Raw genomic sequence first — 16,625 nt, 5'->3', positions numbered from 1 at the left:
ACTGAGCAGTACAGCGCCACTGAGCAGCACGCCGCCTCTGAGCAGTGCCGCACCACGGCTACTGAGCGCGCTGGCCCGGAATCGCCTCGAGTAGTTCGCGCGTGTACTCGTGCTGCGGGTTCGACATCACGTCAGCGGCGGTTCCCGTTTCGAGCACCTTTCCGAAGCGCATCACGGCAATGTGGTCCGAGATCTGACGGATAACGCCGAGGTCGTGCGAGATAAAGAGGTAGCTGAGCCCGAACTGCACCTGCAGATCGACCAACAGTTGCAGAATTTGCTCTTGAACCGAGACATCCAGGGCAGAGACCGGCTCGTCGAGCACGATCAACTCGGGGCCGATGGCGAGCGAACGTGCGATGGCAACGCGCTGGCGCTGACCGCCCGACAGCTCAGTGGGGCGACGCTGCGCGAGCGACGGGCTGAGGCTCACGTGCTCGAGCAGCTCGCGAGCAACCTCGGCGCGGTGAGCGCGGTCGCCCACCCGGAACGCGCGAAGCGGCTCGGCGATGATCTTCTCGATCGACATCTTGGGGTCGAGCGAACCGAACGGGTTTTGGTAAACGACCTGCACGCGGCGGCGCAGTTGGCGCAAGGCTTCGCCTGAGAGCGAAGTGACATCGGTGCCGTCGAAGCTCACAGTGCCTGAATCGGCCGACGCAATGCGCGCCGCGATGCGAGCGGTGGTGGTCTTGCCCGAGCCCGACTCCCCCACTATCGAGAACGTCGATCCTCGCGGAACCACGAACGAGACATCGTCCACGGCGCGCAACACTTGCGAGCCTTCACCCTGGCGCCGGAGAGCGAAGGTCTTGACCAGGTTCGAGACCTCAAGAATGTTGTCAGCGGGTGCGGCATCCGCCCCGCTGTCGGCGGCGACAGTGGCCGTTCCGGATGCCGCGGCCAGGCCCGCAGGCTGCGCCGGGCGGGTGTGGGCGAAGAGCTTTCCCGCGCTTGATTGCTGGTGCTCGCCGAGAGCCGTGACCGACGGGGTGAGGCGTCTGCTCGCCAACCCCGGAGCGGATTCCACGAGTTTCTTCGTGTATTCGTGGGTGGGCGCCGACAGCACCTGTTCGGTCGTACCTTGCTCGACAATTTCGCCATTGCTCATGACGGCGACGTAGTCGGCGCGGTCGGCGGCGACGGCAAGGTCGTGGGTAACGAGAACGACGGAGGTGTTGTGGCGGCGCACGAGTTCGTCGATGTTGTCGAGCACGTGGCGTTGCACGGTCACGTCGAGGGCACTCGTCGGCTCGTCCGCAATGACGAGTTGGGGATTGCAGGCCCACGCGATTCCGATGAGCACGCGTTGGCGCATGCCGCCCGAGAGTTCGTGCGGAAACTGGGTGGCGCGAGCATCCGGATCGGGCAATCCGACCTCGTCAAGAATGCGCACGGCTTCGGCAGCCGCGGCAGCCTTGTCGAGCTTGAGGTGCAGTCGCAGGGCTTCGGCGATCTGGTCGCCGACGCGCATGAGCGGGTTGAGCGACTTGCTGGGGTCTTGCGGCACGAAGCCGATGCGACCGCCGCGAATGGAGCGCAGTTCGCGCTCCGACATCGGGCCGAGATCGCGCCCTTCAAACTCGATCGAGCCGCTGTCGATGCGACCACCGGATGCCAGCCGCCGAATCAGCGCCTGCGAGGTCGTGCTTTTGCCCGAGCCCGATTCGCCGACAATCGCGACGATCTTGCCGCGCGGAACGACGAAGCTGATGCCGCGCACCGCCGCCACGGAGCCGGAGCGAGTGGCGTACGAGACGTGCAGATCATGCACGACGAGAATATTGTCGTCAGCTGAGGCACCGTCGCCGGCAACCGAGTTCGCACCAGACTCTGCTCTCGCACCAGAACCATGTTCGATCATTCGTCGCCTCCGATCGCTCGCGCTACCCGGTTTACGGCAAGCACGACCACAAGAATTACGGCACCCGGAATGATACTGAGGCCGGGGTTGGTTGCGACGTAGTCGCGGCCGGCCGAGACGAGCGCACCCCACTCGGGAGCGGGCGGCGGAGCACCGAAGCCCAAGAAGGTGAGGGCCGAGACCGAGAGGATGGCCGTGCCCAGCTCGAGCGCCGCCATCGCGATCACGGGGCGGGCCGCGTTCGGCAGAACGTGCTGCACCAGAATCGCGGGCGCCCGAACTCCAAGCGTGCGCGCCGCTTCGACGTACTCTTCGCTACGGATGCGCAGCACTTGCGAACGCATGACGCGAGCAAAGCTGCCGGCGGCTCCGAGTCCAACGCCGAGGGCGAGCGCAACCGGCCCGAAGCCGAGGCTGGCGACGACGATCAGAGCGAGAAGAACTCCGGGAACGGCAATCAGCACATCCACGAAGCGCATGACGATGAAGTCAGTGCGGCCGCCAGCGAAGCCCGAGATGAGCCCGACAACGGCACCCACAACAACGCCGACGACGACGGCGAGGGATGCCGAGAGCAGCGAGAGAGCGGCTCCATAGATGACGCGAGAGTAGAGGTCGCGGCCCAGGTTGTCGGTGCCGAACAGGTACTGAGCGCTCGGCGGCAGCAGGCGGTCGGTCGCGACCGATTCGAAGGGATCGTGAGTCGCGAGCAGCTGGGGAGCCAGAGAGGCCACGATCGCCACCGCGATAATGAGGAGCCCGAGAATGAAGCCGGGCTTGCGCAGATTGGTCACTTCTTCGCCCCCAGTCGAGCGCGCGAGGGAACGCCGCCACCGATTCTGGTGCGCGGGTCGATGAAGCCGTAGGCGACATCCACGAGCAGGTTGACGAGCGCATAGATCGCGCCCACCACCAACACGACGCCTTGGATGACATTGATGTCGCGAGCGAGCACGGCATTAACGGTCATGCGGCCGATTCCGTCGCGCGAGAAGACGGTTTCGACGACGGCGGTTCCGCCTGCCAAGTAGCCGATGAGCAAGCCGAGGATGGTGATGGAGGGCAGCAGGGCGTTGCGCAGCAGGTGCTTCGTAAAGATGCGGCGCGGCGGCACACCCTTGGCCACGGCGGTAAAGACGTAGGGACTGTTCTGGGCTTCGAGCACGGCAGACGAGAAGACCTGGAAGAAGAGGGCGCCAACGGGCAGGGCGAGCGTGATCGCGGGCAGGATGGCCGCGTCGAAGCTGCGAGCGCCGGCGGAGGGCAACCAGCCGAGAGCGAAAGCGAAGACGCTGATCAGCAGCAGACCGCTCAAGAAGGCGGGCACCGCGATCCCGAATGGCGGAATCTGCAGCAGCAGTTGGCGCAGCCACGGCCACGGTGCTGCGTAGGCCAAGAAAGTGATGAGAACGGCGGATGTCACGCCGAAGAGCAGAGCGAGGGAGGCGATCTGCACGCTGAACGGGAAGGCCCGGGCGATCATCTCGGTCACGGGAACTCCGGTGGAGATGGAGACACCGAGGTCTCCCTGAGCCGCCGCAACGAGGTGGCCGAAGTACTGCTGCCAGAGTGTTCCGTCGAGCCCGTACTGCACGCGCAGGGCGTCGAGCTCGGCCGGATCGATGACCGTTGATGCGCCGCCCTTTGCTGCAAGGGCGGCGATCAACGGGTCACCGGGCAGGAAGTGGACCAGCACGAAAACGAGCGTGTAGGTAGCCACGACAACGAACAGGAACTGTCCGATTTTGGGCAGCAGGTAGCTGGCCCAGGCTTTCACCTGTGTCATGACTGAAGCTCATTCATGCTGGTCACATCACCCCGTGAGAGTTATTCCGAAACGCTGACGTCGTACATGATCAGGCGCGACGACGAGTCGAAGGTCAGACCAGAAACGTTAGCGGTTGAGGCGTGCACCTGAGCAACTTCGAGAAGCGGGATCAGGTACGCACGGTCAATAATCATCTCCTGAATTTCGGCGATGAGTGCCGTGCGCTCGGTGGTGTCTGCCGTAGTGGCCTGCTCGGTGAGGAGCGACTCCAGTTCAGCGTCATCGATGATGGCCCACTTCGAGACGGCATCCTTCGAGAACGTGACCCGCAAAACGTCGGGGTCAGTGCGCGTGAGGCTGGCGCTCAAGAAGTCGTAGTCACCGGTCGCGATGGCTCCGAAGAAGTCGCCGGCGGTCACGATGTTGAGCTGCAGGTCGATGCCAGCCTTAGCGAGCTGAATCTGAGTTGCCTCAAGAACATCCTGGCCGTAGAAGGCGGTAACGCTCATGGTGAGACGCTGGCCGTCCTTCTCGCGGATGCCGTCAGAACCGACTACCCAACCGTTATCGTCGAGCAACGCGGTGGCTGCATCGAGGTCGTAGGCCATCGCGTCTTCCTGGCTGCTGTAGCCGGGAGTCGCGGAGCTGAGTGCGCTCGATGCGGGCTGCGACTGCGACGAACCAGTGAGTGCGGTGATTTCGGCACGGTCGGTGGCGAGCAGCATTGCCTTACGCACGATCTCGTCGCTGACGACGGGACGTGTGGTGTTGGGCACGAGGCTCGTGGGCATTCCGGGGTTTCCGCGAGCGTAGATGTTGTAGTCCGCGGTGTCGAAGCGGGTCTCGTCTACGGCAGGAAGGTCCTGGATGATGTCGAATTCGCCGGTCTGGAGTCCACCGGTGCGCACGCCTGCCTCAGGCGTGATCGGGAACGTGACGGTGTCAACGAGTGCTTCACCGCTGTGGCCGCGAAGTTCGGATGCCCAGTCATAGCCGACACGCTTGGCGATCACGACGGAGTCGTTAGCCACGTAAGAGTCGATCGTGAACGGGCCGGTGCCGACAACAGTCTGGCAGCGGTCTTCAGCGCTGAGTTCGGTGGTGGCGTCAGAGACGAGGCCGAGCGTGATGGTGCTTGCGCCCTGCAAGAACTGGGCGTTCGACGACTCGAAGTTCACGGTCACCGTGTTCTCGTCAACAGCGGTGCTGCCTTCGTAACCGGCGAGGTACTGCGAAGCGAGGGATGCGGTGGAACCCATTTCGAAGAGAGCATCGAGGTTCTTGACCACGGTGTCTGCCGTCAGTGCGGTCTCATCGCTGAAGGTGACGTCATCGCGCAGTTCGAAAGTGAACTCGGTGAGGTCATCGTTGGTTTCCCAGCTCTCTGCGAGCCACGGCACGAGTTCACCGGTTTCAGCATCCTGATCAATAAGCGAGTCAACAACCTGGCGGCCAATGTTGAGCGCGGTGGTGAGGGTGACCTGCTGAGGGTCGAGGCACACGGGGTCGCCCGTGACTGCCATCGTGATATCCGTCTTGGGCGAAGCGGCTGGCCCTGCCGCGCAAGAGGCCAACAGGCCCAGTGCGGCAAGTGCTCCGACCGGGGCAATGCCCCAGCGAAGTACTCGGTTTTTCGGGGAGTTCATACTCGGTCCTTTCAGTGCTGTCTACGCAACGTGGTGAGCGTTGCGGTGGTACTGCGGAATGTGATGCGGATGCTGCGAGTGGTGCTGGTACTGGTGCTGCACTTACTACTGGAGGTAGTCGTACTGGTAACGCGGGTGGTGCTGGTGACGCGATTACTGCGGGAGTTCTCCGAACACGACAACACCGCGCGAGACAACCGCGACGATGTTTTCGGTTCGAAGTTGAGTGATGTCTTCCCACGGACGACCCTTGAGCACGACAAAGTCAGCGCCCCATCCGGTCGCGAGGGTTCCTACCTTGTGTGCCAGGCCGATCGCGTCGGCGGCATCCGAGGTCGCGGACTGCAGCGCACGTTCGGCGCTCCATCCAAACATCTCGGCCATCAGACGCACTTCTTCCATCTGATCGCCGAATTTCACGAAGATGCCATTGGCATCGGTGCCGAGCACGAAGCGCACCCCGGCGCGACCTGCTGCAGCAAAGTTGGTGTTGCGCTCGAGCACAACGGCCTGCGCTTTTTCTTGCGCTTCGGCCGAGACAGGGATGCGAGCTTCCGCGATCACGTCGTTGATCATGAGCGTGGGAGCAACCGAGATGTTGCGCTCGAGCAGCGTTGGCCATTGCTCTTCGGTAATCCCAGTGCCGTGTTCGAGGGAGTCGACTCCGGCATCCAGAGCAATCTGGTTGCCCTCGGTGGAGTGACTGTGCGCGGCAACCTTGAGGCCGAGAGCGTGGGCTTCATCGAGGGTTGTCTCGATTTCGGCGGTGGTCTGGTTACGCCAGCCGACCTTGTCGCCGGTCGAAAGAACGCCGCCACTCGTGAAGATCTTGATGCCGTCAACACCGGCGCGAGCGTATTCGCGCACGAGCTTGCGGCACTCGTCTGGGCTGTCGGCGGTGGGCGTGCGGTGCGAGTAGTGCGGCGGGATGAAGAGATCACCGTGGCCCGCCGTCATACCGACGGGGCCGTGCACAAGAATGCGCGGCCCCTGCTGGATGCCCTGATCGAAGGCGCGCTTGACGGCCAGTTGACGTCCGTCGCCGGCCAGATCGCGCAGCGTGGTCACGCCGTTGCGGGCTGCCTGGTGGGCGTTCGCCGCGATGTGGAAGACCTGCTCTTCCCACGGCGTCAGAAGCGGCCACGAAACCCAGTCGACCTTGTCCGGTCCGGCATAGCCGCCGAGGTGAACGTGGGTGTCAATGAGGCCCGGAATCACGCTGTATTCGGATGCCGTGGTTGCGGCATCCGAGTCGGTGGCCGTGGCGTCGTTCACGGTTTCTACCGCGTCGATCCGGTCACCTGTCCAGCTGAGGGAACCAATGCCGTGCGCGGCCGTACCATCCCATAGCGATATTCCCTCGATGCGCTGGGATATTTCGGTCACGAATGGCTCCTTCAACTTATGATTTGTATGACGCTAGCAGAAGAGTCGCACTTGTAAACAAGTGGCGGTACCCTGAAACACAGCAGCGGACACGTCGAATGAGGTGCGCCACAAGCGCACACCACGCGCCCTGTCGCGCCGCCTGAGAGGAATCAACGATGAAAGCCCTCTATAAGGACAAGGCCGGACCAGGCCTCATATTGGCCGAACGCCCCGAGCCGACCCCTGGTCGCGGTGAGGTAAAAATCAGGGTTGCCCGCACCGGAATTTGCGGCACTGACCTGCATATTGAGTCGTGGGATGCCTGGGCCGCCGGCGCCATCAACGCTCCCCTCATTCCTGGCCACGAATTCTCTGGGCACGTCGTGGAGCTCGGCGAAGGAGTCACTTCGGTCGAGGTTGGCGCCCTCGTCTCCGGCGAAGGTCATGTCGTGTGCGGCCATTGCCGCAACTGCCGTGCCGGCCGCCGCCATCTCTGCAAATTCACTTCAAGCATTGGTGTAAACCGCGACGGTGCCTTTGCCGAATTTGTCGTCATTCCCGAACAGAACGTCTGGGCGCATCCCACCGATATCGACCCCGAACTTGCCGCCATCTTTGACCCCCTCGGCAACGCCGTGCACACCGCACTGTCGTTCCCGATGGTCGGCGAAGACGTGCTCATCACCGGCGCTGGGCCGATCGGACTCATGGCCGCCAAAGTTGCGCGTCACATCGGCGCCCGCAACATTGTGATGACCGACGTGAACGAACAGCGGCTGCAACTCGCCCGCGAGATGGGCGTGAACCTCGCGATCAACGTGTCGACAACGCGCATCGCTGAAGCCCAAGAGCTGCTCGGCATGAAAGAGGGCTTCGACATCGGGCTCGAAATGAGCGGTCACCCCACCGCCCTGCCCGAGATGATCAGCAACATGAACCAGGGCGGTCGCATTGCGATGCTCGGCCTGCCCGCCGAACCCATCGGCATCGACTGGGCCACCGTCGTGACCCACATGATCACCATCAAGGGCATCTACGGTCGCGAAATGTTCGAGACCTGGTACGCCATGAACGCCATGGTGCACACCGGTTTGGATGTCTCCGCCGTCGTCACCGACCGCTTCCCCGCCGAACAGTGGGAAGAAGCCTTCGCGACTGCACGCCGCGGAAATGGCGGCAAGGTCATCATCGACTGGTCGTAGCGCCTGTCGCTCTCGCTTCCGGCCCCACCCCACATTTTTTAGGAGAACACCATGTACGGAACAGTTCGCGAGCAACTCACCGAGACCCTGAGCGAGATCCGCTCCGCTGGCCTCTACAAGACCGAACGCCAACTCGACACTGCGCAAGCTGCCCACGTTGAATCGGGCGGGAAGCCGGTGCTCAACTTCTGCGCCAACAACTACCTCGGTCTGGCCAACCACCCGCGCCTCGTCGCTGCCGCGAAGGATGCCCTCGACGAGTGGGGCTTCGGGATGGCGAGCGTGCGCTTTATCTGCGGCACCCAAACCCAGCACGTTGAGCTCGAGAACCGGCTTTCTGCACTACTGAGCATGGAGGCGACCATCCTGTTCCCCTCCTGCTACGACGCGAACGGTGGCATCTTCGAGGTGCTGCTGAGTGCCGAGGATGCGGTGATTTCGGATGAGTTGAACCATGCCTCGATCATCGACGGCATCCGCCTCTCAAAGGCTGCGCGCTACCGCTACAAGAACCGCGACATGGCTGACCTCGAAGCGCAGTTGATTGCCGCGAAGGATGCCCGCCGCCGCCTCATCGTCACCGACGGTGTCTTCTCGATGGACGGCTACCTCGCCCCGCTCGAAGCGATCTGCGACCTGGCCGAACAGTACGACGCGATGGTCATGGTCGATGACTCGCACGCTGTCGGATTCGTCGGCGAGACTGGAGCCGGAACCCCCGAACACTGCGGCGTCTCCGACCGTGTCGACATCATCTCGGGCACGCTCGGCAAGGCCCTGGGCGGAGCATCCGGAGGCTACATCAGCGCCCACTCCGAGATTGTGGAGTTGCTGCGCCAGCGCGCCCGCCCGTACCTGTTCTCGAATGCCGTTGCCCCCTCGGTGGTTGCCGGCTCGATCGAAGCGCTCAATCTTGTGGCCGAAGGAGCCAAGAGCCGTGCCCAGTTGAAGGCGAATGCAGAGCAGTTCCGCAGCGGAATGGCCGAGGCCGGGTTCACGCTACTGCCGGGCGAGCATCCGATCATTCCGGTCATGTTTGCCGACGAGCACGAAGCTGTTGCCATGGCGGATGCCCTGCTCACGCTCGGCGTCTACGTGATCGCTTTCTCGTTCCCTGTCGTGCCGTTGGGCAAAGCTCGTATTCGCGTACAGTTGTCGGCTGGACACTCAAGCGAGGACATCAGCCGTTGCGTTGAGGCTTTTGTGGCCGCCCGAGAGTCGATCGCCGCATAGGAGCGCACATGGAAATAACGGTCCCCGAAGGCCGCATCGTTACTGGATCGCTCACCGAAGACGAGCGAATTCTCAGTGGCGTGCTTCGCCATGTGCGTGAAGCGGCCCGCGACTCCAACTTTCTACTGCCCGGTGAGCTCAAGCTTGCCGAGTGGTTGAACTGCAGTCGCCCGCAGGTTCGGGTGGCGCTCGCGCAGTTGGAGCGTCAAGGGATTGTGATTCGCAGTCAGGGAGCCGCCACCGTCGTCGACCCGGTCGCCCTGCGCTTGAGTGCTCGCTTCGAAGCGAGCGTTTCCTACGGTGAGGTGCTCGCGCGCATGGGGTACACGCCCTCGGTCGAGATCCTGACGGCCGAAACGATCGAACTTCCCGCCGATCTCGCTCCCCTGCTGTCGCCGCTCAGCACCACCCGCGCCGTGAAGATTGTGCTGCGCTGGTACGCCGATGACCAGGCCGCGATGGTCGCCGAATACACGATTCCGTTGCCCGCTGGCGAGCACGACCCGATCAACCCCACCGACCCGGTCTACGAGTCGGCCAAGAACCTCTGGGGCGAAGGCATCGCGTGGGAAATCGTGACCGCCGGCGTTGCCCTCCTCGACGACAACTACGCCGACCTGCTGCAGCTCGATAAGGGCACCGAAGCCAAAATGTGGGAGACCATCGGCGTCACCCTCAGCGGCGAGCGCATCTTCTACGCCCTCGAACACCACCACCCCACGCTCGTCATGTACTCCTTCGTGCGCACGATGCGGGCACCGTGGAGTGCGATCCCCGGGCACTAGCTTTTCTCGGGCTGCCGCGTCGGGCGACCGGGAATTGTTCCGCATCACGACAACGTTGGAGTTGGTATGAAAGCAATTGTTTACACCGAGACCGGCGACCCCTCCGTACTTCAGCTAGTCGAGAGGCCCGTGACCGAACCCGGGCCCGACGAAGTGCGCGTGCGCATTGTGGTCAGCGGAGTGAACCCGACCGATTGGAAGTCGCGCCGCGGTGCGGCATCCGTTCAGGCCTTGCCGTTTGACGAGGTAGTTCCCGGGCAAGACGGTGCCGGCATCGTGGAAGCGATCGGCTCTGACGTGCAGCATGTCAGCGTCGGCGACCGCGTGTGGCTGGCCCTCGCTGCCTACCAGCGGTCGAACAGTGGCTCCAGCCAAGAGCAGGCTGTGCTGCCTGCCGAGCGCGTCTTTGCGCTGCCCGCGAGCGCGAGCTTCGATCAGGGTGCGAGCCTAGGCGTGCCCGCGATCACGGCCTACCGCGCCCTCACGGTTGCCGAAGACGGACCAGACGAACTGCATCCGACCGCTCTCAGCGGCAAAATCGTACTCGTTGCCGGTGGAGCCGGTGCCGTGGGTCACGCCGCCATTCAGCTTGCGCGCTGGGCGGGCGCGACCGTCATCACGACCGTAAGTGGGCCAGCGAAAGCGGCCCTCGCCACCGCGGCTGGTGCCCACCATGCGCTCACCTACACCGACGCCAACATCGTGGAGCAGATCCGCGCGATCGCTCCCGAGGGTATCGACCAGATTGTTGAGGTGGCCCCTTCCCAGAACGCGGACCTCAACCTCGCGGTCATCCGCAACCGAGGTTCGATCTCGATCTACGCCAACAACAGCCCCGAGCTAACTCTGGATGTGCGCCGCAACATCACGCTCAACGTTCGCTACCAATTCGTGCTGCTCTACACCGTCGGCATCGACGCTATTCGTGCCGCGGGCGACACGATTAACATCGCGATCGAGGATGGCGCGCTCGGCATCGGCGAAGAGACCGGTCTGCCGCTGCACCGTTTCTCGCTCGAGCAAACTGCGGATGCCCATGCTCTCGTCGAGAGCGGAGCCGTCGGCAAGGTGCTGATCGACGTTACGGTCGCGTAAAGCTCGCCGGGCTCAACATCCGCCGCCAGCGAACAGGGAGGCGGAGTCGCGGCGAGTACTGTTGCATGGAGCCATGCGACGAGTATTAGTCCTTGGCGGAACCGGATGGCTGGGCCGAGCGATCGCGCAGGCCGCCGTTCAGGGCGGGGCTGACGTTACGTGCTTGGCACGCGGAGAATCTGGCACGGTACCCGAGGGCGCTCACCTCATCCGCGCCGATCGCACCCACCCCGGAGCATACGACGAGGTGACGGGTGACTGGGATGCTGTTATCGAGGTGTCGCGAGATCCCGAGCAAGTGGAGTCAGCGCTGCAGGCGCTGAGCTCACGTGCGGGGCACTGGACGTTCGTCTCGACCGTGTCCGTCTACGAACTTAACGATCAGCCGGATGCCGACGAAAGCGCTGCCGTTGTCGAGCCCGTCGATCTGGACGATTACGCCCACGCCAAGGTCGCCGCCGAGAGAGCGAGCACCCGCCATCGTGGCGAGCGCGTGCTCATCGCGCGCCCAGGACTCATCGTCGGTCCCGGTGATCCCACCGACCGCTTCGGCTACTGGCCGGCACGACTCCACCGCGGTGGCGAAGTATTAGCACCCACTTTTGCCGGTCGCTGGGTGCAAGTGATCGACGTCGACGACCTTGCCGCATGGATCGTGCATGCCGGGCGAGCGGGCATTACCGGGACGATCAATGCAGTCGGAGACGCGCTCCCGCTCGAAGAATTCCTCGAACTCACCGCTGGCATTGCGGGCTTCACCGAGGGCTTCGAGCAGCGCGATGACGAGTGGCTCACCGGCCACGAGATCAGCTATTGGGCGGGACCGCGTTCACTCCCCCTCTGGATTCCCGCGACCGACGCCGGCTTCCTGCAGCGGAACAACGCCCGCTATCGCGCCGCGGGCGGCACGCTTCGGCCGTTTCGCGAAACTATTACGCGCACTCTGAACGATGAACTCGCGCGAGGCCGAGATCGCCCGCGCACCTCAGGGTTGAACGCGCACGACGAAGCGCTGGTGCTCAACGCTGACCACTAATTTCAGAACGCCTCTCGCCTTCACTAATCGACTGGGTACTCGACGCCGGGCAGAATCCAGATCGCGCAGGTGCGGGCGGCCGCGGAGAGCGTGAGCCCGGCGGCGGCGGATGCCAGAGTCGCATCGCCGGAGAGGAACGCGGGGCTCGCGGCATCCGCCCCACCTGAAGCGTGCCCGGAGGCAGCTCCATCGGAGGCGGCCGTAGCGGCCAACTCGACACCGAGCGCGTTTGCGGGCAGCGTCACCGTCAATGGCGAGCGCGCGACAACAACGAGAACGGTCGCGTCGGCATCCTCGCGCACGAAAACGAGCGCGTCATCCGCAACGTGCAACCAGCGCAGACCGCCGTGCGAGAGCGTGGGCAGCTCGCGCCGCAGGGCGATTAGCTGGCGATAGACGTCGAGCGTGGGCGCCACGGCGGGGTCAGTTTCGGTTCCCCACGGAATGGGCGTGCGCGACATTTCGCCGTCGTCGCCGCTGAGGCCGAACTCGTCACCCGCGAAGACGACGGGCACTCCGGGCAGCGTTACCGAGAGAGCGAGAGCGAGCGGAACGTTGTCGGCGGGCGCATGCGTGCGAAACCGCGCGGTGTCGTGAGTGTCGAGGGGGTTCATATTGCCGAGCCGGATGCGCCATGGGATGCTCGCCGTGAACCGTACCGTCATCTCCGCAAAGTCGCGGGCGCTGTAGTTCGGGATGCCACCGATGGGCTGCCCGAAGAACCACGCCTCCGGATCGATCGAGCCATCGGCGGTCACATGGGAGGTGTCTCCGGGTTCGGTGAGCCACCCCCACACCGGGCGCGTGAATGACGGATACGTCATCGCGCCGTGCCAGGCATCACCCTGCAGATCGCTGGCGGCATCGTTCGTCGATTCGGCCAGCAGCACCGTGTCCGGATTCACGGCTTCCATCGTGCGGCGCGTGATCTGCCGCACTTCCTCGTTGAGGTCCTCGGCACCCATCCGGCCGGTCATGTTCGCGACATCCACGCGCCAACCGTCGAAGTTGTAGGGCTCCTTGAGCCAGTGGGCAACCACCGAATCCGGGCCCTCAATGAAGCGGCGACGCAGCTCGGTCGAGTTCCAGTTGAACTTCGGCAGGCTTGGCGTACCCAACCAGCCCACGTACTCGGTGTGCTCGTCATTCGTGAAGTAGTAGAAGTCGCCCTCGGGGGCATCCGGCTTTCCGAGCGCGGCCTGGAACCATTCGTGCCCATCGCCCGAGTGATTCGTCGTGAGATCGCCAATGACCTTGAGGCCGCGAGCGTGAGCCTCGCCCACCAGACGGATCAGCGCCTCGCGTCCACCCAACAGCTCATCGACATCCACGAAGCTCGACGCGTCGTAGCGATGATTCGAGCGCGCCGGAAAGATCGGCGTCAGGTACAGCATGGTCACGCCGAGGTCGGTCAGGTGATCGAGGTGCTCGGTGATGCCGTCGAGGTCTCCCCCGTAAAACTGCTTCGAGCGGCCGGGCAACACAGGGTCAACCGGCTCATCCCAGCGCGCGGCGATGGCCCACTCGGGCTTGTCATGAGAGTCGGCGGCGGATGAGCGGGCAAAGCGATCGGGGAACACCTGGTACATCACCGTCTCCGCCAACCACTCCGGTGCAGCCGGGGTCGCGAGCAAGGCAAAGTCTTCGGCGTCGAGTGTTTCGACCGAGTGCAGTCCGCTCTGGTTGAGCCATTCGATGCGGCCAGCGTTGCTGCGACCCGCTGGCGCGGTGGTTCCAGCAGCGGTGCCTTGGCCTGACGTCGCAGCAGCGCCGGCAGCGGCAGGACCGTCAGCGGCAGCAGCATCCTCGTGCACGAGTAACCACCGATAGCCGTGCCGTGGGTTCTCGACAACCACTTCGGCCTGCCACCAATCCCAGCCGGCGGCGGTGCCGGTGAGGCGGGCATCCGTCCAGCGCGGTTCGTGATCGGGATTCTCGCGCACCCGCACTGCCTTCAGCGGGCCATAACCAACGGGCACGCGAAGACGCAGAGTGACGGTGTCGCCGAGCGCGGGCGTCTGAGTCGAGACGTGCAAGGCCGAGCCATCGTGGTGCGGGAGAAGGGCATCCATTACTTCACACTTCCTGCCGTGAGACCGCCGACGATGTATTTCTGCAGGAACAAGAACAGGGTCATTACGGGGATGGCGGCGAGCACGGCACCGGCGGCGAAGATGCTCCAGTTGCGCGAGAACTCTTGAGAGACGAACTGGTAGAGACCAACCGCGAGGGTCTGCTTGTCGGGATCGATGAGCACGATGCTCGCAATCACGAACTCGCTGGTGGTGCCGACGAACGACAGCAGACCAACGACCGCCAAGATCGGTGCAACGAGGCGCAGGATGATCGTGAAGAAGATGCGCGCATGGCCTGCGCCATCGATTTTCGCCGCTTCGTCAATGGATGACGGAACCGTATTGAAGAACCCGTACATCAGGTAGGTGTTCACTCCGAGTGCGCCGCCGAGGTAGACCATGATGAGGCCGATCTGGCTGTTGAGCCCGATCGCCGGGAAGATTTCGGAAATGCCCGAGAGCAGCAAGAAGATCGCGACGACCGCGAGCAGCTGGGGAAACATCTGCACGAGCAGCAGCGTCAGCAGCCCGACCCTACGACCGAGGAAGCGCATGCGCGAAAACGCATATGCCGCAAGCGCGCCGAGGAACACAGTGCCGAGCGACGAGATACCGCCGATCAACAGCGTGTTGCCAAACCACGCGGCGTACGGCTGCTGGGGGCGGTTGAAGAGATCGACGTAGCTTTGAAAGCTGAAGTTGGAGAACAGCGAGTTCGCCGTCACGAGAGTGCCGCCCGGGTTCAGCGAAGCGCTAAACACGTACAGCAGCGGGAAAGCCGCAAAGATCGACATGACGATTCCGATGAGGTGGCGCCAGCCGGTTTCGCGGAAGTAGCGCTTGAAAGGCCGCTTCGGGTGGCCGACGGCGACGTGCGAGCGCACTGCGGCATCCGCATCCTGAGTTGTTGCAGTCATCTCAGTTCAGCTCCTCAAGGGCCTTGGTACGACGGAAACTGATGATCGAAATACCCGCCACCAGAAGGAAGATGATGATCGCGAAGGCACTCGCGAGACCGTAATCTCGGTTGGCTCCCACGAAGGCGACCTTGTAGACCATCGAAATTAGGATGTCCGTGGCGCCCACATTCACCCCCGCAGAAACATCGCGTGGCCCACCGTTGGTGAGCATGTAGATGAGGTTGAAGTTGTTGAAGTTGAATGCGAACGACGAGATCAACAGCGGGGCAACCGAGACGAGCAGCAGCGGCAGTTTCACGAACCGGAAGATCGCCCACGGTTTGGCACCATCCACCGTTGCGGCTTCGGTGAGCTCTTCGGGGATCGCCTGCAGCGCGCCCGTCGTGACCAAGAACATGTACGGGAAGCCCAGCCACAGGTTCACGAACAGCACCGAGCCCTTGGCTAGCCACTCATTCGTGAGCCACGGAACTTCGGCCCCGCCGAGCAGCACCACGTTGATGAAACCAAACTCCTGATTCATCATGCCGGCCCAGACCAGCGCCGAGAGAAAGCCGGGGAAGGCGTACGGCAAGATCATGATGATCCGGTAATACTTGCGGCTCTTCATCCGCTTGTCGTTGAACACGATCGCCAGGAAGAGGCCGAGCGCGAAGGTGGTGAACACCGAAAGGAAGGCGAAGGCGAAGGTCCAGATCGTGACGCTAATCAGCGGGCCCCGGATGGAGTCCTCACTGAACGCACGAATGAAGTTGTCGAAGCCGACATCGATTTTCCACCCCGGCAGCAGCTCTTGGCCGGCATCCGAGGTGAACGCTCCCGTTCCGATGTCGGAGTACACGGTGCCAGAGTTCGTGTCGCGCATCGTACCGGCGGCCTCGTCATACTCCAGCGACGACGTGTAGAGGAAGGCGCTCGACCCGTCGGGGGTGCGCAGCATTCCGTCGTTGGGGTCGTCGGAGAGGGGAACGCTGATCGCGGCAATCTGGGTTTGCTTGCCGAGAATGTCGGAGAAGCCCAGCGACGTGTAACCGTCGAGGCCGACAGCAACGCCGCCTTCGACTCGGGCGTTCGACACGTCTTCGAGCGGACGCTCATTGCCACCGATGCTCACGCTGCCATCGGGCTCAGTGACGAGAAAGGAGAGCTCGCCGAGCTGCTCGAGAACGGTGAGCTTGTAGCTGGGCGAATCGGCCACCCGGTTTTGCGACGAGAGCAGCAACGCGTTGACCGCGTCAGCCTTCGTGGAGTTGTGGCCGGTGCCGTAGTTCGTGAACGCGATGTAGCCCGAATAGAGCAGCACAAAGATCTGGAAGATCGCGAGGAAAATGAGCCCTGGTGCGAGGTACTTCGCGGGCAGCTTGCCACGCGAGAAGTAGATCCAGTTGACGAGCAACGTCACAAACACGACAAGCCCGGCGACGAGCCACGATTCGCTGCGCACGAGTACGAAGAGCGCGTAGATCGCGATCGCGTCGACGACACCGAGACCCAGAATTTTCGCGGCGACGACTTTCCAGCCTCCGGAGGCGGCATCCGCGATTCTGGTTGCCCGCTTGGCGCGGGCTGACTGCCGCAGGGGGCCGGGGTCAGTCTGGGGGGAGGTCGTCACGAGGGTTCTCCGTTGAAGACG

Annotated in this window: 13 protein-coding genes; 5 read left to right on the top strand and 8 right to left on the bottom strand. The window is 63.5% G+C overall.

All coding sequences use genetic code 11. The features are described 5' to 3' along the window. Positions 1-58: 58 nt before the first annotated feature. The 5 genes from ESZ53_RS11835 to ESZ53_RS11815 form a co-directional block, all read right to left on the bottom strand. Positions 59-1,864, bottom strand: a complete 1,806-nt coding sequence (locus ESZ53_RS11835) for an ABC transporter ATP-binding protein (RefSeq protein WP_129073014.1) — start codon at positions 1,862-1,864, stop codon at positions 59-61. Further along, the gene (locus ESZ53_RS11830; RefSeq protein ID WP_129073013.1) at positions 1,861-2,658 is read right to left on the bottom strand and encodes an ABC transporter permease; all 798 of its coding nucleotides are present in this window, start codon (positions 2,656-2,658) and stop codon (positions 1,861-1,863) included. The genes ESZ53_RS11835 and ESZ53_RS11830 overlap by 4 nt, the downstream gene beginning before the upstream one ends. Beyond that, complete coding sequence (locus tag ESZ53_RS11825) at positions 2,655-3,650, bottom strand: ABC transporter permease (protein ID WP_129073012.1); 996 nt, start codon at positions 3,648-3,650, stop codon at positions 2,655-2,657. The genes ESZ53_RS11830 and ESZ53_RS11825 overlap by 4 nt, the downstream gene beginning before the upstream one ends. Before the next feature lie 41 nt (positions 3,651-3,691). Continuing rightward, positions 3,692-5,278: an ABC transporter substrate-binding protein gene (locus ESZ53_RS11820; protein WP_129073011.1), complete on the bottom strand. Its 1,587-nt coding sequence runs from the start codon at positions 5,276-5,278 to the stop codon at positions 3,692-3,694. A 153-nt stretch (positions 5,279-5,431) separates the two neighbouring features. Further along, positions 5,432-6,664 carry an amidohydrolase family protein gene (locus ESZ53_RS11815; RefSeq protein ID WP_168187239.1) on the bottom strand — a complete coding sequence of 411 codons (1,233 nt, stop codon included), beginning with the start codon at positions 6,662-6,664 and terminating at the stop codon, positions 5,432-5,434. A gap of 158 nt (positions 6,665-6,822) precedes the next feature. Between ESZ53_RS11815 and tdh the strand changes: the two genes are divergently transcribed. From tdh to ESZ53_RS11790, 5 genes are all read left to right on the top strand, one after another. Continuing rightward, complete coding sequence (gene tdh / locus ESZ53_RS11810; protein WP_129073009.1) at positions 6,823-7,848, top strand: L-threonine 3-dehydrogenase; 1,026 nt, start codon at positions 6,823-6,825, stop codon at positions 7,846-7,848. A 51-nt stretch (positions 7,849-7,899) separates the two neighbouring features. Further along, the gene (locus ESZ53_RS11805; RefSeq protein ID WP_129073008.1) at positions 7,900-9,081 is read left to right on the top strand and encodes a glycine C-acetyltransferase; all 1,182 of its coding nucleotides are present in this window, start codon (positions 7,900-7,902) and stop codon (positions 9,079-9,081) included. Positions 9,082-9,089: 8 nt separating this feature from the next. Then, a complete protein-coding gene (locus ESZ53_RS11800) occupies positions 9,090-9,866 on the top strand; it encodes a GntR family transcriptional regulator (protein ID WP_129073007.1) in 777 nt (258 codons plus the stop codon). A 66-nt stretch (positions 9,867-9,932) separates the two neighbouring features. Next, positions 9,933-10,961 carry an NADPH:quinone reductase gene (locus tag ESZ53_RS11795; protein ID WP_129073006.1) on the top strand — a complete coding sequence of 343 codons (1,029 nt, stop codon included), beginning with the start codon at positions 9,933-9,935 and terminating at the stop codon, positions 10,959-10,961. A 73-nt stretch (positions 10,962-11,034) separates the two neighbouring features. Next, positions 11,035-11,997, top strand: coding sequence for an NAD-dependent epimerase/dehydratase family protein (locus tag ESZ53_RS11790; RefSeq protein WP_129073005.1), 963 nt, complete (start codon positions 11,035-11,037; stop codon positions 11,995-11,997). Positions 11,998-12,020: 23 nt separating this feature from the next. Here the strand turns inward: ESZ53_RS11790 and ESZ53_RS11785 are convergent, their stop codons facing one another. Genes ESZ53_RS11785 through ESZ53_RS11775 form a run of 3 tightly spaced genes read right to left on the bottom strand, consistent with a single transcriptional unit; the run spans position 12,021 to position 16,604 of the window. Beyond that, positions 12,021-14,069, bottom strand: coding sequence for a glycoside hydrolase family 13 protein (locus ESZ53_RS11785; protein WP_129073004.1), 2,049 nt, complete (start codon positions 14,067-14,069; stop codon positions 12,021-12,023). Further along, the gene (locus ESZ53_RS11780) at positions 14,069-14,989 is read right to left on the bottom strand and encodes a sugar ABC transporter permease (RefSeq protein ID WP_129073003.1); all 921 of its coding nucleotides are present in this window, start codon (positions 14,987-14,989) and stop codon (positions 14,069-14,071) included. Before ESZ53_RS11780 ends, ESZ53_RS11785 begins: the two co-directional genes overlap by 1 nt. A 1-nt stretch (position 14,990) precedes the next feature. Next, positions 14,991-16,604: an ABC transporter permease subunit gene (locus ESZ53_RS11775; protein WP_129073002.1), complete on the bottom strand. Its 1,614-nt coding sequence runs from the start codon at positions 16,602-16,604 to the stop codon at positions 14,991-14,993. Positions 16,605-16,625 lie beyond the last annotated feature (21 nt).

Origin of the sequence: Salinibacterium sp. UTAS2018 (assembly GCF_004118935.1) — a bacterium.
In the GTDB taxonomy this organism is placed as follows: Bacteria; Actinomycetota; Actinomycetes; order Actinomycetales; family Microbacteriaceae; genus Rhodoglobus.
This window is presented reverse-complemented; position numbering and strand designations above follow the sequence as displayed.

Coding starts and splice junctions, on each gene's coding strand:
- ESZ53_RS11835 (WP_129073014.1), bottom strand. CDS start 1,864: ATGATCGAACATGGTTCTGGTGCGAGAGCAGAGTCTGGTGCGAACTCG.
- ESZ53_RS11825 (WP_129073012.1), bottom strand. CDS start 3,650: ATGACACAGGTGAAAGCCTGGGCCAGCTACCTGCTGCCCAAAATCGGA.
- ESZ53_RS11820 (WP_129073011.1), bottom strand. CDS start 5,278: ATGAACTCCCCGAAAAACCGAGTACTTCGCTGGGGCATTGCCCCGGTC.
- tdh (WP_129073009.1), top strand. CDS start 6,823: ATGAAAGCCCTCTATAAGGACAAGGCCGGACCAGGCCTCATATTGGCC.
- ESZ53_RS11805 (WP_129073008.1), top strand. CDS start 7,900: ATGTACGGAACAGTTCGCGAGCAACTCACCGAGACCCTGAGCGAGATC.
- ESZ53_RS11800 (WP_129073007.1), top strand. CDS start 9,090: ATGGAAATAACGGTCCCCGAAGGCCGCATCGTTACTGGATCGCTCACC.
- ESZ53_RS11795 (WP_129073006.1), top strand. CDS start 9,933: ATGAAAGCAATTGTTTACACCGAGACCGGCGACCCCTCCGTACTTCAG.
- ESZ53_RS11790 (WP_129073005.1), top strand. CDS start 11,035: ATGCGACGAGTATTAGTCCTTGGCGGAACCGGATGGCTGGGCCGAGCG.
- ESZ53_RS11785 (WP_129073004.1), bottom strand. CDS start 14,069: ATGGATGCCCTTCTCCCGCACCACGATGGCTCGGCCTTGCACGTCTCG.
- ESZ53_RS11780 (WP_129073003.1), bottom strand. CDS start 14,989: ATGACTGCAACAACTCAGGATGCGGATGCCGCAGTGCGCTCGCACGTC.